This is a genomic window from Methylobacterium gnaphalii, assembly GCF_007992215.1.
GTDB lineage: Bacteria > Pseudomonadota > Alphaproteobacteria > Rhizobiales > Beijerinckiaceae > Methylobacterium > Methylobacterium gnaphalii.
This window is the reverse complement of the sequence record NZ_BJZV01000008.1, coordinates 145224-165541: the sequence shown is the minus strand read 5'-3', so window position 1 is coordinate 165541 and position 20318 is coordinate 145224. Positions and strand designations below refer to the sequence as shown.

Here is a 20318-nt window from a genome sequence, read left to right as displayed (position 1 = left end):
GCCAGCCCCGACCGATCACTCCTTGTCGGACTTCTCTTCGTCCTTGGACTCGCCGGCGTCGGCCTCGCCCTTCTCGTCGGCGGCCCCTGCAGACTGAGACTCGGCCAGAGCAGCTTCCTCGGCCTCGATGTCGGCACCGAGAACCGTCGGCGGCACGATGTTGGCGACCGGCTCGCCCGCATCACCCGTGTAGGTGCCGGCGGGGATCTTGATGTCGGAGACATGGATCACGTCGCCAACCTCGCGACCGGTGAGATCAACCTCGATCGCGTCCGGGATCTGGTCGGGGGCGACGTCGAGCTCGAGGGTGTGGTGCACGATGTTGAGCGTGCCGCCAGCCTTCTTGATGCCGGGAGCTGCCTCTTCGTGGACGAAGTGCAACGGAACCGCGACGGTCACAGTCTGGCCCGCGACGACGCGCAGGAAGTCGACGTGCAGCGGAACGCCACTCACCGGGTCCAGCTGGAAGTCGCGCGGGATCGCGCGGGTCTTCTTGCCGTCGGCGTTGATCTCGAACACGGTAGTCTTGAAACCACCGGCATAGATCAGGGTGCGGGTGCGGACGAGGTCGATGGCGATCGACTGCGGGGCTTGGCCTCCACCGTAGATGACGGCGGGCACTTGGCCTTGGCGACGAACGGCCCGGGCGGCCCCCTTGCCGGCCCGGTCGCGTGCCACGGCCTCAAGCGGCTTTACTGCGCTCATGGCGTGATCCTTTTCGATTGCATGATCGGGAACGACAAAGGCCGCCCGAAGCGGACGGCCCGAACTCGAACCCGGTACGCCCCTGCCTCCAAGGGTGTCGGAGGGCGCGGCTGTGCCCATACAGCCAGCGGCCTTAAATGGCAATCTGCGGCTGCCGCCATCGGATTGCGACGCGCCCCAGTATACAGATCCTGGCCTGTGCCACCTCCCAATGGCTGTGAAAGCATCTCTACCGATTCATGGCTCAGTTCGGACGCGCCAGGATTTGATGAGACAACAAGAGGAATCAGTATCGACACTTCCTCGCGCAATTCGCGGGGAACATCAGGTGTTCGACTTGCGTTTTTCGCCCAAATTAAAGGAGGAACACCATGAAACGGATCTCTCTCGCCGTCGTGACTTTCCTTGCCTTGATGGGCGCTGCATCAGCTGAGGACAAGGCCACACAGCCGAGCACGGGAGCGCCGGCGATGAAAGCCGAAGACGGCAAGATGAAGGGCCCGCCAAACGCCGCCGGATACGAGAAGCGTGAGGGCGACGCTACCGCTACGACCGCACCTGCGGGCGGCGCAGCCTCTGCGAAGGCTACGGGAGAAGACAAGAAAGACGGTAAGAAATAGTCGTACCGCAATCGACGCGAGATCGAGGCCGCTGGAGAAATCCGGCGGCCTTTTTCGTACCTCCGATGGCGGTTTGGCCCGCATCCGCCCGCACTCAACCGAATTTTCCAGAGGAAACGGCAACGCTCGTTGCCTTCCCTTGCTGGCCCCCCTCTCTAAGTGCAATGACGCCCGCGACCAGATTGCTTCGATAAAGGCCAGCGATGTTTCCCAAACCGCACGCCGCGCTCACGCCGAACACCTTCGAGTTCGAACAACTCCCGTTGGTGAAGCCGACGGGCTTCCGCGAGTACGACGCGCGCTGGCTCTTCCCGAAAGAGATCAACCTGATGGGCGTCCAGGCGCTCGGCCTGGGCATCGGCACGCTGGTGCACGAGATGGGCGTACGGCCCGACATCGTGACGGGCCACGATTTCCGCTCCTACTCCTCCTCGATCAAGCTCGCGCTGATCGCCGGTATGCAGGCGGCAGGCCTTCGGGTGAAGGATGTCGGCCTCGCGCTTTCGCCAATGGCTTATTTCGGTCAGTTCGCCCTCGACTGTCCCTGTGTTGCGATGGTCACCGCCTCGCACAACGACAACGGTTGGACCGGCGTGAAAATGGGCGCCAACCGCCCGATGACCTTCGGGCCCGAGGAGATGGGCCGGCTGAAGGAGATCGTCACTGGCGGCACCTTCCAGTACCGCGACGGCGGCTCGTACGAGTTCGTCGAAGGCTTCCTCGACACCTACCTCGCCGATCTCAAGTCTCGCGCCAAGCCGATCACCCGCAAGCTCAAGGTCGTTGCCGCCTGCGGCAACGGCACGGCCGGCGCCTTCGCGCCGCGGCTGCTGGAATCGCTTGGCGTCGAGGTCGTGCCGCTCGATGTGACGCCCGACTACACGTTCCCACGCTATAACCCGAACCCCGAGGACATGGAGATGCTCCATGCTATCGCGCATGCGGTGAAGGAGCATGGCGCCGATGTTGGCCTCGGCTTCGACGGTGACGGCGACCGCTGCGGTGTCGTCGACAACGAGGGCGAGGAGATCTTCGCCGATAAGATCGGCGTGATGCTCGCCCGCGACCTTTCGAAACTTCACCCCGGCGCGACCTTCGTCGTCGATGTGAAGTCGACCGGCCTCTACAACACCGACCCTGAACTGCAGCAGCAGGCTGTGAAGGCCGATTACTGGAAGACCGGCCACTCCTACATCAAGCGCCGCGTGAACGAACTCGGCGCTCTCGCAGGCTTCGAGAAGTCGGGACACTTCTTCTTCAACGAGCCGATCGGCCGCGGCTATGACGATGGCCTGCTTACGGCGATCGCGGTCATTGAGATGCTCGACCGCAACCCCGATAAGTCTATGGCTGACCTCTACCGGGCACTGCCGAAGACCTGGGGTTCACCGACGATGTCGCCGCATTGCGACGACGAGGTGAAGTATGGTGTCGTCGAGAAGGTGACCCAGCGCTTCCAGACGATGAAGGAGGCCGGCGAGCCGGTCGGCGGCGCGAAGATCACCGATCTGGTCACGGTCAACGGTGTGCGCGTCTCTACGGAGGACGGCACCTGGGGCTTGGTGCGCGCCTCATCCAACAAGCCGGAGTTGGTAGTGGTGATTGAGAGTCCGGTCTCAGAGGCCCGGCTGCACGAGATGTTCAAGGCCGTCGACGGCATCCTGCGCGAGAACGAGGGCGTCGGAGCTTACAACCAGTCGATCTGATCTCCTGGAACGCCGCTGCCGAGCCGATCATTTACTCGGCAGCGTCGGATCCGTCTGACCGTTTGCGGCGCTCGACGCGGCGGTGCGGCGCCTCTCAGACTGACTGTTCATTTCACTGAACCAATCCTTGCCGTCACCGAGTTGAGCCGTCGGCTGGCATCGTGGCGCGCATGTATACGAGTTGCGGTCATTGGCGCCGCGCTGAACGGTGACAATCGTCGCCGTTGATGCTTGGACGGTGATGGACGCTTCAGTGATCAGCGTTCCCTTCGCATCGAGTGCAATCAGGTTCGTGATGCCCAGGCCCTTGCCGGTGAGGATCACCACGCCGCCAGGCCGTGAGGTCACGTCGGCGATGGCCGGATTACCGACGATTACGGTTGCGGTCTGCTCCGGCAGTCGAATGACCTTGGCATTGTCGACGATGACTGAGATGACGTCGGAATCGGACAGGCCGCCGGCCGCTTGGCTCGCGCCTGTTGCCGGGAAGCCGGCAATCAGCATGAGACCGCCTGCAAACAGGCGACGGCCGACGCGCACGCCTCGCTCGAATGGGCTCGGGACACGACGCATGATGCGGGGGTTCTCGCTGGTCTCGACAGGCTGGAGACCTGCCTGAGGCAGCATCATCCAGCACAATATCATTCGTCGGGATTGGTGAAGGAAGGCCTAAAGCCGGGTGCACGGACACATCCGCGGGCCGACCCAACGGGTTGACGCCGGATGCCCAGGAGCACCTCTGGATCTGCCACAACGCCAGCTCGCGCAACGCGCGGTTCACGCCCGCCAGCGAAATTGGGCGGATCGTGCCGGTTCCGACGGCGCAGGTTACCAAATGCGCCTTCGGCGCCCCGGATCTCCAGATCCACTCCACCAAAACCCTACCCGCGCGGGCGTGACGTTACTAGCGACCCCATGGGGAAAGCTATTTGCTGGCCCGACATCGTTCGAAGGCTATGCGGGGAACATCTTAGGAAAGATTGCGCCTCGATCGGCTTGATCTTGTCCGCGACGTTGAAGTGCGAATTCGCACCGCAAAATCTCCCGCCGCGATGCAGTAGTGAAATTACGGTTAAGACTGAGAGCTTCGCGGAACTTTATTCGCAGAATCCCCGTTTTAACCGTACGGCCGAGCTTTATGCCCGACGGCCGGACTGGCTCGACCCTCGCGGTCGGGAGGCGACGATGCCGCTGTTCGACACTGAGACTCGTGACAACGCCTTCGACGGATCGGCCCTGCTGGCTTCCGTGCTCTACGCGACACCCGAGGCAAAAGCAGAGGCGCGAGCGCGTGGAATGGAGCGCATAGCCTGTGCCGGATCGCTCTTCGAGGCGATGAAAGCGGTTGCTACCATTGAGTCCGAGCGCGGCTCGGCACAGCCGGCCGATCACATCGCCTGATTTCTCACCAGGTCTGCGGGGTGATCACACCCTGCTTCGTCACGACTACCCAAACGCGACCGCGCCGTTCGATCGCCTCGACGCGCCCGACCCCCGGCACCGTGTCGCCGCGGGCGACTTCGAGTAGGCGGCGCTTGCGGTCTTCAAGCATGGCGACGCCGTCGTAGACGTCGCGCAATGCCCAGGCTTCCACGGTTTCCTGCTTGGGCTTCGTATCCGCGATGCTTCCGGTCTGTGTCGGCTCGGACCTTGGGGTCGAAGCTGCAGACGCCGGGCTCGTCGTCGGCTGGGCGGCAACGGGGGCGGCGGGACGCTTTTCGACAGCAGCAACCGGCGCAGCTTGTTCCCGCTCAGCGCGGGCAACGCGTTCACTCAGGGCGGCGAACTTTTTATCGAGGCCCTGCTCCAGGCGCGCGACGCGATCGCCGAGACTTGGTGCAATGGTCTTGATGTCCGTGCGCGCGGCACTCGTCGTCTCGCGCAGGGACCCGAGCGCCGTTGAGAGGTGAGCAATCTCGGCTTTCAGGCGAGTTGCCTCTGAACGGTTGGTGTCCAGCGCGGCCTCGATCCGACCCAGTGCATCACCCGATCGCTCGCGGGGGGCTGCGATCAGACCGAACGTGGTGCCAACCACCAGCGCCACCGTCGCGACGGCGGCAAGCCGGCCGTCGACGGCGGGCCATGCCCAGCGCTTCGCGGACGTTGCGGGCGAGCCCGTAGCAGCCGCAGACCCTGCCTCGGGCTTTCCGCTCACAGCCTTCTTGAGAAGATCCGCAGGCGAAAACTTGGTCGCGTCAGCGGTCTTGGCTTCGACCTTCGCGATGTCTTTCGCGTTTTCGACCGATCCCGTCATGGCCCAGCATCCTGATTGTCTCAGGAAGCATTCGTTAAGCACGTTTGTTTACTGAAGGGTTACCGACCCTCCATCGTCATTTCGGGGGCGAGCAGAGACGCTCGGACCCGAAGGGGTGGGTCGCAGGCGGCCGATCCAGATCCGGCAGGCGCACCAGAATGGTGAGATCGGTGCCTGTCGATCCAGGGTTCCGGCTTACGGCGAGCTCTGGGGTGACCGCGATGAGCTGATGCCGCGCCAACCCTAGGCCGCCCGCACCAACCCTCGCTTCTTGAGAAGCGGCTCGGTGCTCGGTAGGCGTCCACGAAATGCCGTGTACGCATCGCGTGGATCACGCAGGTTGCCGGCGCCGTAGACGAAGCGGCGCAGCCTTCCCGCCGTCTCCGGATCGAAGATGTCGCCAGCCTCACGGAAGGCATCGAAGGCGTCGGCGTCGAGCACCTCCGACCAGAGATAGCTGTAGTAGCCGGCTGCGTAGCTATCGCCCGAGAAGATATGCGCGAAATGCGGCGAGCGGTGCCGCATAGAAATCTCCGCTGGCATCGCGATGCGCTGCAGAGCGTCTGCCTCGAAGGCGAGCACGTCGAGCCCGTCCTCGCCGGCCGCCGAAAGATGCAGCGTCATGTCGACGATGGCCGACGAGGTGTATTCCACCGTGGCGAAGCCCTGGTTGAAGCTGCGCGCGGCGAGCAGCCGCCTCAGCAATTCCTCCGGCATTGGCTCGCCGGTGCGGTAGTGGCGTGCATGCTGGCGCAGCACCTCGGGCTGTTCGAGCCAGTGCTCGTAGAGCTGCGAGGGCAACTCGACGAAGTCACCCGAGACGGCGGTGCCCGCGAGCAGCGGATAGGTCACATCCGACAATAACCCGTGAAGGGCGTGGCCGAACTCGTGGAACAGTGTGCGCGCATCGTCGAAGGAGAGCAGCGTCGGCTCACCACGCGGTGCCTTCGCGAAATTCATCACGTTGACGACGATCGGCTTCACATCGCCGGAGAGCCGCTGCTGCCGGCGGAAGGCGCTCATCCAGGCGCCGCTGCGCTTCGAGGCGCGGGCGAAGTAATCGCCGAGGAAGAGTCCGATGGGCGATCCGTCCGCGTTCGTCACGGCCCAGGCCCGCACGTCCGGATGGTAACGCGGCAGGTCGTGCACCTCCTCAAATCGCAGTCCGAACAGCCGTGAGGCGGTGTCGAATGCCGCCTGGATCATGCCGTCCAGCGGCAGGTACGGTTTGAGCTCGGATTCGTCGAGGTCGTGCTCGGCCCGCCTCAACTTCTCCGCGTAGTAGCGCCAGTCATGCGCCTGGATCGTAAAATTGCCGCCCTCGGCCTGCGCCAGGGCCTGCAGCCGATCGCGCTCGTCCAACGCGCGCTGCCGGGCCGGCGCCCAGACCTCGCGCAGCAGGTCCATGGCAGCGTCCGGCGATCCGGCCATGGTGTCATCGAGCTTGAAGTGAGCGAAGCTGTCGAAGCCGAGCAGCCGTGCCCGCTCGGCGCGCAGCTTGATGATCTCGGTAATGATCGCGCGATTGTCGGTCTCGCCGCCAGTTTCGCCGCGACGGGTCCAGGCTTGGTAGGCCCGCTCGCGCAGGTCGCGGCGTGTCGAGAAGACCAGGAAGGGCTCGATCAACGACCGAGACAGAGTGACGACATGGCTATGCGCGCCGCCGCGCTCGGCCGCAGCCTCGGCAGCCGCCTCTCGCAGGAAGGGGGGCAGGCCAGCCAGATCATCCTCGCCGTCGAGTGGCAGCGTGTAACGGCTCTCGTCGGCCAGGAGGTTCTGGCTGAACCGCGTGCCGAGCTCTGCCATGCGGCTCGCAATCTCGGCGATCCGCTCCTTAGCCTCCGGGCCGAGATCGGCGCCGGCGCGGCGGAAGCGAGTGCGGTAGCGGTCGAGCACGCGCCGCTCCTCCGCGCCGAGGCCTTCGGCGTCGGCATCGATCTGAGAGATCCGTGCCCAGAGATCGGCATTGAGGTGAATCGCGCTCGAATGGCGTGCGAGTTGGGGCCCGACCTCGCGCTCTATCGCCTGCAGAGCCGGATTGGTGTGGCTGCCGGCGAGGTTGAAGAAGGTTGCTGCGACGCGGTCGAGTTGATCACCAGTACGCTCCATGGCGGCGACGGTGTTGTCGAAGCTCGGCGCGCGCGGATCGACGGTGATTGCAGCGATCTCCGCCTGATGCGCCTTCAAAGCGCTCGCGAAAGCTGGCCCGAAATGCTCTGGCGCAATCTGTTCGAACGGTGCGAGCCCATAGGGCGTCGACCACTGCGTCTCATCGAAGGGGTTGGAATCCGCAGAAGTTCCCCCGGCGGCAGCAGGGGTCGCGCGCAGGGTTTCGGCAGTCATCGGTGTACTCGTCTTCGGCTTTGGCAGTCGGTTTGAAGATAGGTGGGCCGACGGCGGGGCGCAAAGCGGTCGGTCCTGCGGAAAGGCCGATTGCGTGACGTCTCTGCGCTAGCCTCGCGCAGGAAATGCACGGATCAGTGCTGCCTTGCGGCCGCGACTGACGCGCGGTGCCGATCACTGGACAGCACCGATGCGCCCGCCTTCGCACCGTCTTCGCGGCCTGTCCGCAGCCCTGCTGCTGGCGCCACTGGTCGTCGCCTCGCGCGCCTTTGCTGAAACCGCCGCGCCGCTCCCGACCTGCCAGCCGACCGTGTCCGTCCCGCCACCCGAACCTCCGATGCGCCCTGAGGATCTGGCGGTCGAGCACCCATCGAAGCCGCCGATCGCAGCCGCACCACTGCCGCCGGAGCCTTTGCTCCAGCCAAAGGTCGCGCCGCACATGGCGCCAGATCTGCCGAGCTGTGCTCCGACCGTGGGGGCTCCTCCGCTGCCACCGGGCCGCCCGACCGAACTGTCGCCGAATCCCGCGCTCGGCCGGTTGCCCCCGCCCGATCAAGCCCCGGCGCCCAGCGCACCGCAGGAGGCGCCCCTGCCGCCTGTGCGTCCGGCAGAGCTGTCGGGGGAGCAGGCGGCCAAGCTCGCGGAAGCATTGCCCGAAGACAAGGAGTGCCTGCATCGTCTCGACGCACTCGGGGTGACATATTCCAAGGCCGCGCCGGCCGTGAACGGACAGTGCAGCCTGCCACATCCCTTGAGCGTGACCGCGCTCGGGCGCGGCATAGGTATCGGAGCGCCTGCGATCATGACATGCCGCATCGCCGAGGGACTGGCGCATTGGACTGCCGAGGTGCAGCAGATCGCCGATAAGGAGCTCGGCGAGCCGCTGAAAGGGCTCACTCTAGGCGGAACCTATGTCTGCCGGGGGCAGAACCACGGGGCCGAGGCGCAGCTCAGCGAGCACGCTTTCGCCAACGCTGCCGATGTGATGGGCTTCGTCTTCGCCAAGCGGGCCCCGATTCTCGTCGGCACGTTGCCGGAGGGGTCAAAGGAGGCGGCCTTCGTCGCGGCCGTGCGGTCGAAGGCCTGTGAGTCGTTCAGCACCGTGCTTGGTCCAGGCTCCGACGAGAATCATGCCAACCACCTGCACCTCGACCAGCGGGAGAGAAAGGCGGGGTTCCGGCTCTGCCAGTAGCCCTGTGTGCCGCTAAGACGAGGTTGCTCTCTCCCACTCCACCTTCCTGCTCACTCGCCTTTTGAACGCGTCGCTTCGTTGCGGACAAATCACCGTGTGGAAGACCGCCTCGCTCAGCTAGGGAATTGCAGGCTCTCGTACATAAGTGTCTGGGATTCATCGGGAACGGTCGTACTCGCTCAAATCTTATCAATCACAGCGGTGGGTGGTCGCCGACGGAGTTTGAACACGATCATGAGCGGATATCGGGCGCGCGCCAGCATTGTCCTGCTGGTGCTGTCGGGCGTCGCAGGTCCGACTTGGGCCAAACCCCAGTCGCCCGAGCCGGCTTTAATTACGCTCGAGGCCATCAACAGCGCAGCCTTCGCCGAGCCGAAGCCTGATAAGCCCGCACTGTCAAAGAAGCGGCGCGGCAAAGGGGACGCCCGCCCGGACCCCCTACTGATCAAGGTGCAGGTACTGCTCGACCGCGCTCGCTTCTCGCCTGGCGCCATCGACGGGCGCGACGGCGACAATCTCAAGGGCGCGCTCCGGGCCTATGCTGCCGCGCAGGGGCTGCCGACAGGCAACGGGCTCGATCGCGCCTTGTTTGACAAACTGCAGGCCACGAGTGCCGACCCGGTTGTCACGAGCTACACCATCACCGAGGAGGACGTTACGGGGCCCTTCACCAAGATCCCGCCGAAGCTCGAGGAGCAGCAGGATCTGAAGGCGTTGGACTACACCAACGTCCGCGAGATGCTGGCCGAGCGCTTCCACATGCAGCGCGAGCTGCTCTCGACGCTGAACCCCGGCAAGCCGCTCGATAAGGCGGGCACGGTGATCACGGTGGCGGACGTGCCCCCGCTAGAACGCGGCAAGCCGAAGGACCTGCCCATGTCCCCGAAGGTGGCACGGATCGAGGTCGACAAGGTGGCACGGCGCGTCCAGGCCTTCGGCGAGGACGGCGCGCTGCTACGCAGCTATCCAGCCTCGATCGGCAGCGAGGAGAAGCCCGCGCCGACCGGCAGCTTCAAAGCGACCCGGGCCGCCTTCGACCCCTGGTACACCTACAACCCAAAATACGCGTTCAAGGGCGTGAAGACGCGCCGCAGCTTCAAGATCGCGCCCGGCCCGAACAATCCCGTAGGCCTGGTTTGGATCGACCTGTCGATCCCCTCCTACGGCATCCACGGCACGCCGGAGCCGGAGAAGGTCGGTAAGACGGAATCGCATGGCTGCATCCGTTTGACTAACTGGGATGCCCGCGACCTCGCCAGCCATATTCAGAAGAACGCGAAGGTCGACTTCGTGGACAATTAGACCTTCAGCGCACGCACTGAGGCGGAGCTCATCGATCTAAGCTTCGGCGGAGCAACACCGCTGCGGCCAACATCAGCGCATCGCCTAGGAAGGCGAGCGCCGCCGTTGCGCTCGCTCCCTGCAGCATCGGCAGAAGGTTCTGGTTCTGCAGGCCGGCGACGATCGGAGTGCCAAGCGTCGAGGCTCCGGCGAGCGCTCCCACCGCGGTTGTGGCGATGGACAGGACGAGGGCGACGCGCAGGGCATCGAGGATGCCCGCGCCGGCTAGAGGCAGCTCGATCTGCGTAAGGACCTGGCGTGGCGTCAGGCCGAGGGCGATGCCTGCCTGCCGTGCATCAGGCGAGACAGCCTCAATCGCGCCGATGGTGCCGCGCAGCGTCGGCATGATTCCGTAGGCGAGGAGCGCGAGAAGCGTAGGTGGACCACCGAAGCCGAGCACCGGCAGCGCGAGCGCAACCACCACGACGGGCGGCACAGCCTGCGCGACCGCTGCCGCCGTATCGATGCCGTTGCGCCAGCCGCGCGCAGATACCCGCGTCGCTACGACGCCGAGGCCGACGCCGAGAACGCCAACGAGCATGAGGCCGAGGCCAGCGAGTGCGAGATGGTGCTCGGCGAGTTCGATCACGCGGCCGGCAGCCAAGGGCCGGCGCCCCGGCGCTCCGAGGAGCGCAGCGATACTGGTGGCAACGGCTGGATGGCTGAGCACTGCCAGGACAAGACCAACGCCGAGCGAGCCGAGGGCCTGGGGCAGACGGCGATTCGACGTCATCCGCGCTGGCTCCGCCGAGCCCAATCCTCGACGACGCTCAGGCCACGCTCGACGACGAGCGAGAGCCCGATCACCGGCAGTGCGCCGAGGAGAATGAGGTCGGGGGCGAACTGCGCCATTCCATCGAAGACGATTCCGCCGAGCCCGCCTGCGCCGACCAGCGCGCCGAGGGTCGCAAGCCCGATCGCCTGGACGCTGGCAACACGCAGCGCGCCCACGAGGATCGGAGTGCCGATGGGGAGGCGAAGCTCCAGCAGGATCTGGCGCGGCGTCAGACCGATCGCGGTCGCTGCATCGACGCTTTCGGGCTCAGCGGCGCGCAAAGCCCCCTCCAGGCCGCGCCAGAACGGAAGGAGCAAATAGGCGGCGATAGCAAGAATCGCCGGGCCGGCTCCGAGCGCGGAGAGGCCAACCGCGCGAAGGCCGGGAATGGCGGCCAGCACGCCCGAGACGAGTGCAACGAGGCCACCGAGCAGCGCTACTGCCGGGACCACCTGCAAACCGTTGATTGCAATCTTGATGGCGCCTCGCCCCGCCCGCCACAGGTAGAGCAGCGCGCAACTCATCGCCGCGAGGACGACCGCCGCCGCTGAGAGTGCAACATGCTGGACGAGAGCGGCCTGCACGGCCGCCGCGCGCGCCCGATACTCTACGGCAAGAGAGAGGCCGTCATAGGCACCCGAGCGATAGACGAGCAAGACTGCAGTGGTCAGACCGGCGGCGGTGAACCATCCAGCTCTCCTCAGCCCGGTTCTGCCAGCGGCCCAGATCGTCGCAGCCGTGAGCAGCACCAGCGCAGTCCAAGCTCCCGAGGCAAGGCGAGCGCGGGCGGCCGGCGGCTGCCAGGCGATCAGGTCCGAGGCCGCCGTACAGAGCGTGAGCGAGAGCAGCATCAGAGCCGCGCAGAACGTCACCAGCGCCGCCAGCGCCGCTGGGCGCGAGGATCGTGCCCCCAAGAAACCTCCGCCGAGCAGGGAGAGGCCGGCGATGAGCCAACCCGACTGTCCGAAGATCTCGGCGCCCACCGGCGTACCGACGACGAGGCGGTTGGCGGCGAGACGCAGCATGTCCAGTGTGCCTGCGACGCCGGCGACGGCCACCGCAATCACAAGCATGGGAAGCAACGGCCGCAAACCGACCCAACCAGGCTTTCCGACTCGCGCAACGCCAGCCCTCATGGCGACGCATGCATTTCGGCGAGGTAACCCCGGGCGACTTCGTCGGCGGTCTCCCCGTCAACGGTGATCCGCGCATTGAGGCGGCGAAGCGTCGTTGCATTGAGCCGGACGAAGACCTGTGCCAGCACATCCCCGATCGCTCGATGCCGCGCCAGGATGTCCGCGCGGATCACCGGCGCTACCTCGTACACGATCTGCGCCCCCTTCGGATCGCTCATCACCGTGAGATCAAGGGCAGCAAGTGCGCCGTCGGTACCGTAGACCATGCCAGCGTTCACGCCGCTGATGCCCTCCGCCGCTGCGCGCGCCGTCACTGCTGTATCGCCGCCTGGAAGGCTGACGATCCGGCTTGCCGGCATCGTGAAGCCGTAGGCCGCCTCGAAAGACGGCAAGGCAGCCGGACTCTCTACGAACTCCGTTGAGGCCGCGAGTGTGATGAGGCCCTGTTGTACCGCCCCAGCGAAATCTGCCATGGTGATCAAGCCGTGCTCTCGAGCAACGCTGCCGCGCACGGCGATGAGCCAGGTGTTGTTGGCCGGTGCTGGTTTCAGCCAGACGAGGCCGCGCCCGGCATCGAGCGATCTGGCCCGCGCGTAACCGCTCTCTCCTGTCTTCCAGACCACGTCAGTTTCGGTGCCGGAGAAGAAGGCGGCGTTGCCGGTATATTCCGGGTAGATGTCGACCTCGCCGGCGAGCAGTGCTGAGCGCACGATGAGCGTTGGCCCGAGGCCAAGCTTACGCTCGACCCTCAGGCCGAGCCCTTCGAGGATCAGACTGATCAAGCTGCCGATCAGCACACCTTCCGTGTCGCTTTTGGACGCGACGACGATCGGCGCAGAGGACTGCGCGTGTACGGGGTTACTACCCATCACCGCGAAGGCCCCAAGCGCTGACATCATGAAGCGCCGGGTGAGCCGCAGGCTTGCCGACGGTTGCCGGTTTGCAACGAATGTGTTGGCACGTAACATCACATCGGGCTGAAGCCCTGAAGCAGGCCGCGAGGAGCTTGACACGCTCTGCATAACAGGCGACGCCTCCTAGCGTTTCGGGCTCAACCCGACGCGCCTTGCACGACATTCCGATACAAGACCGCCTCCATCGCGGCACCGTTCCGGCAGCGGGACGAATCGAAGGGGACACCATTCGGCGTGAGCGCGGAACTCAACGAGGACGTCCTCAAAGGCGCACGAGTGCTGGTCGTCGAGGACGAGGCCGCCATCTCGATGCTGCTTGAGGACATGCTGCTCGATTTCGGCTGCGAGATCGTGGGACCTGCAGCGCGTCTCACGACCGCGCTCGAGATGGCCCAGCGCGAGACCTTCGCCGTGGCGATCCTCGACGTCAACGTGGCTGGTGAGCCGATCTATCCGGTGGCCGAGGCGATCGTCGAACGCGACCTGCCGCTTGTCTTCTCCACCGGCTACGGCGGTGCTGGCATCCGCGAGCCGTTCCGGGATCGCCCGGTGGTGCAAAAGCCATTCAGCCAAGCCGATCTCAAGCGCACTCTGATCTTAGCGATTAAGAGCGCGAACGGCTGACGGCTTGGGCTACTGGTTTCGACGGCTCGTCATAGACTTCCGTTGTTCCGGGACCGCAAAGCGGAACCTGGATGATACGCGTACTGAACCACTTCTGAAGCCTGTTGAGACCAGTCACGGATTCCAAATGCTCGCTGCGCGGGCTGCGGAATAGGGAGTGGTGCCGCGCGAGCAGGTCTGATCGCCCTGCGTTCAGGCACCTGGTTCGATCGTAAAGGCATCGACGGGGTGCACGGGCCAAGTCCGCCGCCCGACAAAGACCGCGTCAGCCCGCAGCGTTGCATCCAGTGGCAGCGGATATCGCGAGAGCCAGACCCGTACCGCCCGCGAGAAGCGCCGACGCTTGTGCGCGTCGATCGCTATCTGCGCGTCGGCGAGCGCCACGCGCGCCTTGACCTCGACGAACACGATGGTCCGACCGCGCCGCATGATCAGATCGATCTCGCCGCCGGCCGCCGCGTAACGGCGGGCGAGCGGGCGATAGCCCTTCAGCAGCAGCGCGACGAGTGCCACGGTTTCGCCGAAGAGGCCGCGCCGGTAGGTGGCGCGACGCCGGTTCTCAGGCGTCGTCATCGCCGCGCCGGGCCAGTGCGAGGGCGCGCGCGTAGACGATACGCTTTTTCTGGCCCGTCTCATCGGCGACGAGGGCGGCTGCGTCCTTGATCGAGTGCCGCGTGAGCGCCGCCTCGATCCGCGCATCGAGATCGGCATCCGTCTCTTCTGCTGCCTCCTCAATGGCGGTGCCGATCACCACCACGACCTCGCCCTTCGGCGCGCCCTCCTCGGTGAAGGTCTCGGCGAGGGAGGCGAGACTACCGCGCCGGATGGTCTCGAACAGCTTCGTGAGTTCACGCGCTACCGCAGCGGGGCGACTGCCGCCGAGGACGGCCGCAGCATCCACCAGCATCTCTGGTAGGCGATGAGGCGATTCGAACAGCACCAGCGTCCCTGGAATCCCGACAAGGGCCTCCAGCCGATTGCGGCGCGCACCGGACTTCTGCGGCAGGAAACCTTCAAAGAAGAACCGGTCGGTAGGCAGGCCGGCCGCGACGATGGCAGTCATCACCGCCGACGGGCCGGGGATCGGCGTGATGGGCAGGCCGGCCGCGATGGCAGCCTGAACCAGCTTGTAGCCGGGGTCCGACACCAGGGGTGTGCCGGCATCCGAGACCAGGGCCAGCGCCTCTCCGTTCTGCATGCGCAGGATCATCCGCTCACGCACAGCCTCGTTCGAGTGCTCGTGATAGGCGACCAATGGGGTCGTGATCCCGTAATGCATCAGAAGGGTGCGGGTGACACGGGTATCCTCGGCGAGCACAGCGGCGGCGGCAGCGAGGGTCGCCAGCGCGCGAAAGGTGACGTCGCGCAGGTTCCCGATCGGCGTCGCGACGATGTAGAGCCCTGCCGGCAGCGGTTCCGCCTCGGCGGCGAGGCCGAAGGCCGTGAAGGTAGCGGCGGGCTTGGCTTCACCGCCTTTTTGGTCACGCTTGTCGATTCGCTGTGTCATGGGAACGACAATGCCACGCTCGTGAAGCATTGCGGACCGTCTCAGACGCCTTGCCCGCATTTACTTTTCGCCAGGCCGCCGACATCGTGCCGGGCATCAAGCGAGGGGGAGGCCGCTGGATGAGCTGTGACCGCCCGAGGATCGGACGCGCACACGGCGCCGCCGTCGGTCTCGTCGCTTGGATGCTCGCCGCCTGCGTCGGCGGGCCGGATGCCCCCCGCACGCGCCCCGAGGCACTCGCACCGCAGGCGGAAGGACTCGCTTCACAGTCTGCCATGGCCGCCGCCGGGCAGATCGGCTCGGGCAGCGTCAAAGTCGCACTCATCGTGCCGCTGACGGGACAGGGCGCGAGCGTCGGCGCAGCCCTCAGAAACGCGGCAGAACTCGCCTTCGAGGATTTCCAGAAGCCGGATCTCAGCATCATCGTGAAGGATGATCGCGGTACGCCGGATGGCGCGCGCGAGGCGGCACAAGTGGCGCTGGCTGACGGGGCCGAATTGGTGCTCGGACCGCTCTTCGCCGCGAACGTTGCCGCAGTCGGTGCGCCGGTGCGCAATGCCGGCAAACCCGTCATCGCCTTCTCTACGGATGCGGCCGTGGCGGCGCGCGGCGTCTATCTGATCAGCTTCCTGCCGCAATCGGAGGTGGACCGGGTGGTCGAAGAGGTGACCGCAGGCGGTCGCCGTTCCTTCGCTGCGCTGATCCCCGAGACGGGTTACGGCAATGCCGTGGAAGCGCAATTCCGCGAGGCGGTCGCGCGTAAAGGCGGCCGTGTCGTTGGCCTTGAGCGCTATGCGCCGGCCGATCCTGGCGCCGCCATCGAACGCCTGAAGGGCGTGATTGCGGGACCGGGCGCGCAGGCCGATGCGCTGTTCCTGCCGGGCGCCGTCGACGGCCTCGTGAATCTGAGTACCGCGTTGACGAAGGCCGGGTTCTCACCCTCGCGCGTCCGGCCAGTCGGGACCGCACTCTGGAATGACCCGAGGGTCTTGGGGCTGCCGGCCTTCCAGGGTGGCGCCTTCGCCGCGCCGGATCCTGCGGGCTTTGCCTCATTCTCGCAGCGCTACCAGTCGCGCTTCGGAACGGTGCCGCCACGCGTGGCCTCGCTCGGCTATGATGCGGTTTCTCTGACGGCGGCGCTCGCCCGGCAATACGGCTCCCAGCGCTTTGCCGATGCGACGCTAACGACGCCGTCGGGCTTCACGGGGATTGATGGGACCTTCCGGTTCAGGCCCGAGGGCACGAGCGACCGGGCGCTGGCCGTCTACGAAATCCGCAATGGTGCTGCCGCCATCGTCAGTCCGGCGCCACGCTCTCTCGGTCCCTCGGGGATCTAGGCTCGCGCAAGCAGGCGTTCGTATTCGGCTTCCGGCAAACCGTAGGCAGCTCCGACGAATGCGAGAAGCCGGTCGCGATCCAGCACCGTGATGCATCCCCGGCGAGCGCGGATCAGCCCCTCCCCCTCCAACATCTGCGTCGCCATCGTCACGCTCGGACGGCGCACGCCGAGCATGAGGGATAGAAACTTGTGGGTCAGTGGCAGGTCGGCGCGGCAGAGACGATCCTGGGTCATCAGGATCCAGCGTGCGAGCCGCGCCTCGATGTTGAGATCCGCATTGGCATAGACGGTTTGACCGACCTGAACGATGAGGCTCTGGACGTATCGGCCGAGCACACCACGAAGCGCCGGGCTCCTATGCAAAGCCGTCTGCAGGTCCGCGGCGGCAATGCGAAGGGCGTGCCCTTCGGCCTGGACCAGGGCGATATGCGGTGATTGATCGGCGCCGAGCGCTAAGGGTAGCCCGACGAAACCCTCATAGCCGACGATGCCGATCTCGATACGGCCGTTATCGGCGCCGCGGATATCGGCGACGAGCGAGATCATGCCTTCTTCGATGAAGTAGGCGTGCTGAATCGGCGTATGGGCCGCAATCAGGATCTCGTTGAGCGAAAGCGGGACACGTTCGAGCGCGGGCGCGAGCAGGGCGAAGTCCGCAGGGTCGAGGATGCTCAAGAGACGGTTTTGGCTGTCGGACCGCTCGGGCTGAGCCGAGCTTTCACTCCAGTCCTTGCGCCGAGTCTGTAGTTCCATCGCTTCGAACTCTATCCGTTTCCGCCGCTTCCATACAGACGCAAACAAAGCCTCATGTGGCCACGAATTGGTCCGTCTATATTGCAAAATTCCGACTGGTGCAGCCTACGGCTCATGAGGCGACGAAGGCAGGCCCGCGGGCTGGTGGGGTGCAAACACACATCCGCTACGTGAAGAGCCAAATGGGATGTGCTCATTGCGGCGACAGGTGGCCTTCACTCGACCCACCCGCTCCGCAGGGACAGAGTCGCGTTGAACACCACCTTCCTGGAATGGTCTCGCAGAACGCCACGGAAATCTCGAATGTTGCCGTCTGGAAGTTCGTCCTTCGCAAGCATCGCGAGGGCACCGACCAACTCCTGCCGGGCCTCCTCGGCGCTCGCATGCTCCGATCCTTCGAAATCATCGAAGCGTCGCAAGCCGTCATCGAGCTCAAAGAAGAAGAGCGGCATCTGTACCTCAAGCGATCCAGACCTCTAACTCGCTGGCGTCGCAAGAGTTTCTGTCTACCGCTTCACACTCGTCCGGAAAGTTCCCTCACAAGTGCGTTGAGCACCGGTGCACCGCGCGCCGTCGCTGCGACGTTGCCCTTCGCGGTCATCGCGACCAAGCCGTCGGCGATCAGCGCGCTGAGGCGGCTTCGATCGAGCGCCCTGCCCTTCAAGGCCGCGTAGCGCGCCGGGTCTATGCCCTCGGTAAGGCGAAGGCCCATCATCAGGAACTCGTCCCCCTCGACCTCGCGCGCGAGCGCCTCTGTCTCCACGATACCGTCGCCGTCGCGCTCGACGCGGGTGAGCCAGGCCTCAGGTAGTTTTTCGGTCACCGTGGCGATCCGGCCCTCGGGCAGCACGAGGCGGCCGTGCGCGCCCGGCCCGATGCCGGCATACTCACCGTAGCGCCAATAGAGCAGGTTGTGGCGCGACTGCGCGCCGGGTCGTGCATGGTTCGAAATCTCATAGGCGGGTAGGCCCGCGCGGTCGCAGACTTCCTGAGTGACGTCATAGAGAATGCGCGCATCTTCCTCGTCTGGCGGCACCAGCCGGCCGGTCTGAGCGAGGCCGAAGAACGGCGTGCCCGGCTCGATGGTGAGCTGGTAGAGCGAGAGGTGCTCGGCCGCGTGGGCGATAGCCTCGGTGAGTTCGGCTCGCCAGGCCGCGGGAGTCTGCTTCGGTCGGGCGTAGATCAGGTCGAACGAGAACCGCTCGAAATGCGCCGCAGCCATGCGCACCGCCGACAGCGCTTCCTCGACGCTGTGCAGCCGGCCCAGCGCCTTGAGGTCGCCATCGCTCAGCGCCTGCACGCCGAGCGAGACGCGATTGACGCCGGCCGCCCGGTAGCCGCGAAAACGTTCCGCCTCGACGCTGGTTGGGTTCGCCTCCAGCGTCACCTCGACATCGGCCGTGATGCTCCAGCCCTCGGCAACCGCATCAAGCAGCCCAGCGACGGTTGCAGGCTTCATCAGCGAGGGCGTGCCGCCGCCGAGAAAGATACTCGAAACGGTGCGTCCGGGTGTGCGGGCAGCGGTCTGTGCGATCTCGGCGCGGAAGGCCTCGAGGAAGCGGGCCTCGTCGACGCCGGCATGGCGGACGTGGCTGTTGAAGTCGCAATACGGGCACTTCGCAGCGCAGAACGGCCAATGCAGGTAGATGCCGAAACCCGCGTCGCGGGTCGGATGATCTGGCGCTCCAAACGAACTCATCGAGGTCAGATGTGCGTGCCGCTCTCGAGGCGCAATCAGGTCGGCCGCCGGAGGCAGGCCGAAGCGAGCAACACGAAGGCCCGAGCGCGGTGCGAGAGCGCAGCGCCGTTCTGCCAATCGACGCCGTGCTTCTCGTCGGAAGACATCTCGCCGAAGGTGCGATCGTGGCCGTCTGGCTTGAACATCGGATCGTAGCCAAAGCCGAGTGTGCCGCGCGGTGCGACAAGGTCGCCGTGCACGCGGCCCTCGAACAGCTCCGTATGTCCGTCGGGCCAGGCGAGCACCAGCGCAGAAACGAAATGCGCGCGGGTCGAGGGCGTGCCACGACGCGCAACTTCGTCGGCGATCCGCGCCATCGCTCCCGTAAAATCCTTGTTCGGACCGGCCCAACGCGCGGAGAAGATGCCAGGCGCACCGTCGAGCGCCTCAACGCAGAGGCCGGAATCGTCGGCGAAGGCCGGCAGGCCAGAAGCCTGCGCGGCGGCATGCGCCTTGGTGGCAGCGTTCTCGGCGAACATCGTGCCCGGTTCGTCGGGCTCGGGCAGGTTCAACTCGCCGGCGGAGACCGCCTCGATGCCAAACGGTGCCAGCAGCTCGCGCATCTCCACGAGCTTGCCGGCATTGTGGGTCGCGATGACGACACGGCCCGTGAGGATGCGCGGCGTGCTCACGCTATGGTCTGCTTCTGGAGTTCGACGAGCTCGGCAATGCCGCCACGGGCGAGCCGCAGCAGCTCGAGGAACTGCTCCTCGGAAAAGGGCTCAGCCTCGGCAGTGCCCTGCACTTCGACGATGCCGCCCTTCCCGGTCATCACGAAGTTCGCGTCGGTGTCGGCGGCCGAGTCCTCGACATACTCCAGGTCGAGCACCAGCGTGCCCTTGTAGACGCCGCAGGAGACGGCGGCGACGTGGTCGCGCAGTGGATCGACCGAGATGATGGAACGCTGACGCATCCAGGAGAAGCAATCGTGCAGGGCGACCCAGGCACCTGTGATGGCAGCGGTGCGCGTGCCGCCATCGGCCTGCAGCACGTCGCAATCGATCGAGATCTGCTTCTCCCCGATTGCCGGCAGGTTCGTGACGGCGCGGAGCGAGCGGCCGATCAGGCGCTGGATTTCCTGAGTGCGGCCGGAGGGTTTGCCTGAGTTGACCTCACGGCGCGTGCGCTCATGGGTGGCGCGGGGCAGCATGGAGTACTCGGCTGTCACCCAGCCTTTCCCCGAGCCGCGCAGCCACGGCGGGCCGCGCTCTTCGAGGGAGGCTGTACAAAGCACCTTGGTCTCGCCGAAGGTGACGAGGCAGGAGCCCTCAGCATAGCGGGCGACCGCCCGCTCGAGCGTGACCTTGCGCATCGCGTCCGGAGCGCGCTTCGAAGGCCGCATCCCGTTCTCCCGTCCTTGTGATGAAGGCC

At 65.7% G+C, this 20318-nt stretch carries 22 protein-coding genes; 8 read left to right on the top strand and 14 right to left on the bottom strand.

The features are described from left to right. Positions 1 to 15: 15 nt before the first annotated feature. Positions 16 to 705, bottom strand: a complete 690-nt coding sequence (locus MGN01_RS09780) for a 50S ribosomal protein L25/general stress protein Ctc (RefSeq protein ID WP_147046415.1) — start codon at positions 703 to 705, stop codon at positions 16 to 18. 371 nt (positions 706 to 1076) lie between these two features. Between MGN01_RS09780 and MGN01_RS09775 the strand changes: the two genes are divergently transcribed. Both MGN01_RS09775 and MGN01_RS09770 read left to right on the top strand, forming a co-directional pair. Continuing rightward, positions 1077 to 1325 carry a hypothetical protein gene (locus MGN01_RS09775; protein ID WP_147046414.1) on the top strand — a complete coding sequence of 83 codons (249 nt, stop codon included), beginning with the start codon at positions 1077 to 1079 and terminating at the stop codon, positions 1323 to 1325. Positions 1326 to 1528: 203 nt separating this feature from the next. Next, the gene (locus tag MGN01_RS09770) at positions 1529 to 3031 is read left to right on the top strand and encodes a phosphomannomutase/phosphoglucomutase (RefSeq protein WP_147046413.1); all 1503 of its coding nucleotides are present in this window, start codon (positions 1529 to 1531) and stop codon (positions 3029 to 3031) included. Between the two features lie 27 nt (positions 3032 to 3058). Here MGN01_RS09770 and MGN01_RS09765 read toward each other — a convergent pair whose 3' ends face one another. Then, positions 3059 to 3535 (bottom strand): pilus assembly protein N-terminal domain-containing protein, encoded by a 477-nt coding sequence (locus MGN01_RS09765; protein ID WP_147046412.1) that lies wholly within the window; start codon positions 3533 to 3535, stop codon positions 3059 to 3061. A 107-nt stretch (positions 3536 to 3642) separates the two neighbouring features. Here MGN01_RS09765 and MGN01_RS24565 point away from each other — a divergent pair, with 107 nt between their 5' ends. Both MGN01_RS24565 and MGN01_RS09755 read left to right on the top strand, forming a co-directional pair. Beyond that, positions 3643 to 3930, top strand: coding sequence for an SMP-30/gluconolactonase/LRE family protein (locus MGN01_RS24565; RefSeq protein ID WP_147046445.1), 288 nt, complete (start codon positions 3643 to 3645; stop codon positions 3928 to 3930). Positions 3931 to 4033: 103 nt separating this feature from the next. Continuing rightward, positions 4034 to 4432 (top strand): hypothetical protein, encoded by a 399-nt coding sequence (locus MGN01_RS09755; RefSeq protein ID WP_147046411.1) that lies wholly within the window; start codon positions 4034 to 4036, stop codon positions 4430 to 4432. Between the two features lie 4 nt (positions 4433 to 4436). On the opposite strand, the gene MGN01_RS09750 is transcribed toward MGN01_RS09755, so the two are convergent. Next, a complete protein-coding gene (locus tag MGN01_RS09750; protein WP_238258046.1) occupies positions 4437 to 5285 on the bottom strand; it encodes a hypothetical protein in 849 nt (282 codons plus the stop codon). A gap of 243 nt (positions 5286 to 5528) precedes the next feature. After that, complete coding sequence (locus MGN01_RS09745; protein WP_147046410.1) at positions 5529 to 7628, bottom strand: M3 family metallopeptidase; 2100 nt, start codon at positions 7626 to 7628, stop codon at positions 5529 to 5531. A gap of 190 nt (positions 7629 to 7818) precedes the next feature. On the opposite strand from MGN01_RS09745, the gene MGN01_RS09740 reads away from it, so the two are divergent. Further along, positions 7819 to 8820: an extensin-like domain-containing protein gene (locus MGN01_RS09740; protein WP_147046409.1), complete on the top strand. Its 1002-nt coding sequence runs from the start codon at positions 7819 to 7821 to the stop codon at positions 8818 to 8820. A 234-nt stretch (positions 8821 to 9054) separates the two neighbouring features. After that, the gene (locus MGN01_RS09735) at positions 9055 to 10122 is read left to right on the top strand and encodes a L,D-transpeptidase family protein (RefSeq protein WP_147046408.1); all 1068 of its coding nucleotides are present in this window, start codon (positions 9055 to 9057) and stop codon (positions 10120 to 10122) included. A 28-nt stretch (positions 10123 to 10150) separates the two neighbouring features. Here MGN01_RS09735 and MGN01_RS09730 read toward each other — a convergent pair whose 3' ends face one another. The 3 genes from MGN01_RS09730 to MGN01_RS09720 are packed head-to-tail and all read right to left on the bottom strand — an operon-like array spanning position 10151 to position 12968. Beyond that, the gene (locus tag MGN01_RS09730; RefSeq protein WP_147046407.1) at positions 10151 to 10894 is read right to left on the bottom strand and encodes an ABC transporter permease; all 744 of its coding nucleotides are present in this window, start codon (positions 10892 to 10894) and stop codon (positions 10151 to 10153) included. Then, on the bottom strand, positions 10891 to 12009 hold the full coding sequence (locus tag MGN01_RS09725; protein ID WP_238258115.1) for an ABC transporter permease subunit: 1119 nt from the start codon (positions 12007 to 12009) through the stop codon (positions 10891 to 10893). The genes MGN01_RS09730 and MGN01_RS09725 overlap by 4 nt, the downstream gene beginning before the upstream one ends. 59 nt (positions 12010 to 12068) lie before the next feature. Further along, complete coding sequence (locus tag MGN01_RS09720) at positions 12069 to 12968, bottom strand: glycine betaine ABC transporter substrate-binding protein (protein WP_147046443.1); 900 nt, start codon at positions 12966 to 12968, stop codon at positions 12069 to 12071. Between the two features lie 252 nt (positions 12969 to 13220). Here MGN01_RS09720 and MGN01_RS09715 point away from each other — a divergent pair, with 252 nt between their 5' ends. After that, positions 13221 to 13610 (top strand): response regulator, encoded by a 390-nt coding sequence (locus MGN01_RS09715; RefSeq protein WP_147046405.1) that lies wholly within the window; start codon positions 13221 to 13223, stop codon positions 13608 to 13610. 192 nt (positions 13611 to 13802) lie between these two features. On the opposite strand, the gene MGN01_RS09710 is transcribed toward MGN01_RS09715, so the two are convergent. Beyond that, the gene (locus MGN01_RS09710) at positions 13803 to 14183 is read right to left on the bottom strand and encodes a YraN family protein (RefSeq protein ID WP_147046404.1); all 381 of its coding nucleotides are present in this window, start codon (positions 14181 to 14183) and stop codon (positions 13803 to 13805) included. Further along, positions 14170 to 15117 carry a 16S rRNA (cytidine(1402)-2'-O)-methyltransferase gene (gene rsmI, locus MGN01_RS09705; RefSeq protein WP_147046403.1) on the bottom strand — a complete coding sequence of 316 codons (948 nt, stop codon included), beginning with the start codon at positions 15115 to 15117 and terminating at the stop codon, positions 14170 to 14172. The genes MGN01_RS09710 and rsmI overlap by 14 nt, the downstream gene beginning before the upstream one ends. A gap of 95 nt (positions 15118 to 15212) precedes the next feature. Here rsmI and MGN01_RS09700 point away from each other — a divergent pair, with 95 nt between their 5' ends. After that, a complete protein-coding gene (locus MGN01_RS09700; protein ID WP_373319235.1) occupies positions 15213 to 16454 on the top strand; it encodes a penicillin-binding protein activator in 1242 nt (413 codons plus the stop codon). Here the strand turns inward: MGN01_RS09700 and MGN01_RS09695 are convergent. The 5 genes from MGN01_RS09695 to rph all read right to left on the bottom strand — a co-directional run bounded on the left by MGN01_RS09695 (position 16451) and on the right by rph (position 20289). Continuing rightward, complete coding sequence (locus MGN01_RS09695) at positions 16451 to 17209, bottom strand: Crp/Fnr family transcriptional regulator (RefSeq protein ID WP_147046401.1); 759 nt, start codon at positions 17207 to 17209, stop codon at positions 16451 to 16453. The two genes, MGN01_RS09700 and MGN01_RS09695, sit on opposite strands and share 4 nt — an antisense overlap. A 215-nt stretch (positions 17210 to 17424) precedes the next feature. Continuing rightward, positions 17425 to 17661, bottom strand: coding sequence for a DUF6894 family protein (locus MGN01_RS09690; protein ID WP_147046400.1), 237 nt, complete (start codon positions 17659 to 17661; stop codon positions 17425 to 17427). A gap of 62 nt (positions 17662 to 17723) precedes the next feature. Then, positions 17724 to 18908, bottom strand: coding sequence for a radical SAM family heme chaperone HemW (hemW, locus tag MGN01_RS09685; protein ID WP_147046399.1), 1185 nt, complete (start codon positions 18906 to 18908; stop codon positions 17724 to 17726). Positions 18909 to 18943: 35 nt separating this feature from the next. Then, positions 18944 to 19579, bottom strand: a complete 636-nt coding sequence (gene rdgB / locus MGN01_RS09680; protein WP_147046398.1) for an RdgB/HAM1 family non-canonical purine NTP pyrophosphatase — start codon at positions 19577 to 19579, stop codon at positions 18944 to 18946. After that, positions 19576 to 20289 carry a ribonuclease PH gene (gene rph / locus MGN01_RS09675; RefSeq protein ID WP_147046397.1) on the bottom strand — a complete coding sequence of 238 codons (714 nt, stop codon included), beginning with the start codon at positions 20287 to 20289 and terminating at the stop codon, positions 19576 to 19578. Before rph ends, rdgB begins: the two co-directional genes overlap by 4 nt. Between the last annotated feature and the right edge of the window lie 29 nt (positions 20290 to 20318).

What these genes read in the sequence shown, in the direction of transcription:
- MGN01_RS09710 (WP_147046404.1), bottom strand. Translation starts at nt 14,183, where the DNA reads ATGACGACGCCTGAGAACCGGCGTCGCGCCACCTACCGGCGCGGCCTC.
- MGN01_RS09765 (WP_147046412.1), bottom strand. Translation starts at nt 3,535, where the DNA reads ATGCTGATTGCCGGCTTCCCGGCAACAGGCGCGAGCCAAGCGGCCGGC.
- MGN01_RS09740 (WP_147046409.1), top strand. Translation starts at nt 7,819, where the DNA reads ATGCGCCCGCCTTCGCACCGTCTTCGCGGCCTGTCCGCAGCCCTGCTG.
- MGN01_RS09770 (WP_147046413.1), top strand. Translation starts at nt 1,529, where the DNA reads ATGTTTCCCAAACCGCACGCCGCGCTCACGCCGAACACCTTCGAGTTC.
- MGN01_RS09745 (WP_147046410.1), bottom strand. Translation starts at nt 7,628, where the DNA reads ATGACTGCCGAAACCCTGCGCGCGACCCCTGCTGCCGCCGGGGGAACT.
- MGN01_RS09730 (WP_147046407.1), bottom strand. Translation starts at nt 10,894, where the DNA reads ATGACGTCGAATCGCCGTCTGCCCCAGGCCCTCGGCTCGCTCGGCGTT.
- rsmI (WP_147046403.1), bottom strand. Translation starts at nt 15,117, where the DNA reads ATGACACAGCGAATCGACAAGCGTGACCAAAAAGGCGGTGAAGCCAAG.
- MGN01_RS09725 (WP_238258115.1), bottom strand. Translation starts at nt 12,009, where the DNA reads ATGCTTGTGATTGCGGTGGCCGTCGCCGGCGTCGCAGGCACACTGGAC.
- rph (WP_147046397.1), bottom strand. Translation starts at nt 20,289, where the DNA reads ATGCGGCCTTCGAAGCGCGCTCCGGACGCGATGCGCAAGGTCACGCTC.
- MGN01_RS09695 (WP_147046401.1), bottom strand. Translation starts at nt 17,209, where the DNA reads ATGGAACTACAGACTCGGCGCAAGGACTGGAGTGAAAGCTCGGCTCAG.
- MGN01_RS09780 (WP_147046415.1), bottom strand. Translation starts at nt 705, where the DNA reads ATGAGCGCAGTAAAGCCGCTTGAGGCCGTGGCACGCGACCGGGCCGGC.
- MGN01_RS09775 (WP_147046414.1), top strand. Translation starts at nt 1,077, where the DNA reads ATGAAACGGATCTCTCTCGCCGTCGTGACTTTCCTTGCCTTGATGGGC.
- MGN01_RS09750 (WP_238258046.1), bottom strand. Translation starts at nt 5,285, where the DNA reads ATGACGGGATCGGTCGAAAACGCGAAAGACATCGCGAAGGTCGAAGCC.
- MGN01_RS09735 (WP_147046408.1), top strand. Translation starts at nt 9,055, where the DNA reads ATGAGCGGATATCGGGCGCGCGCCAGCATTGTCCTGCTGGTGCTGTCG.
- MGN01_RS09720 (WP_147046443.1), bottom strand. Translation starts at nt 12,968, where the DNA reads ATGTCAGCGCTTGGGGCCTTCGCGGTGATGGGTAGTAACCCCGTACAC.
- hemW (WP_147046399.1), bottom strand. Translation starts at nt 18,908, where the DNA reads ATGAGTTCGTTTGGAGCGCCAGATCATCCGACCCGCGACGCGGGTTTC.
- MGN01_RS09690 (WP_147046400.1), bottom strand. Translation starts at nt 17,661, where the DNA reads ATGCCGCTCTTCTTCTTTGAGCTCGATGACGGCTTGCGACGCTTCGAT.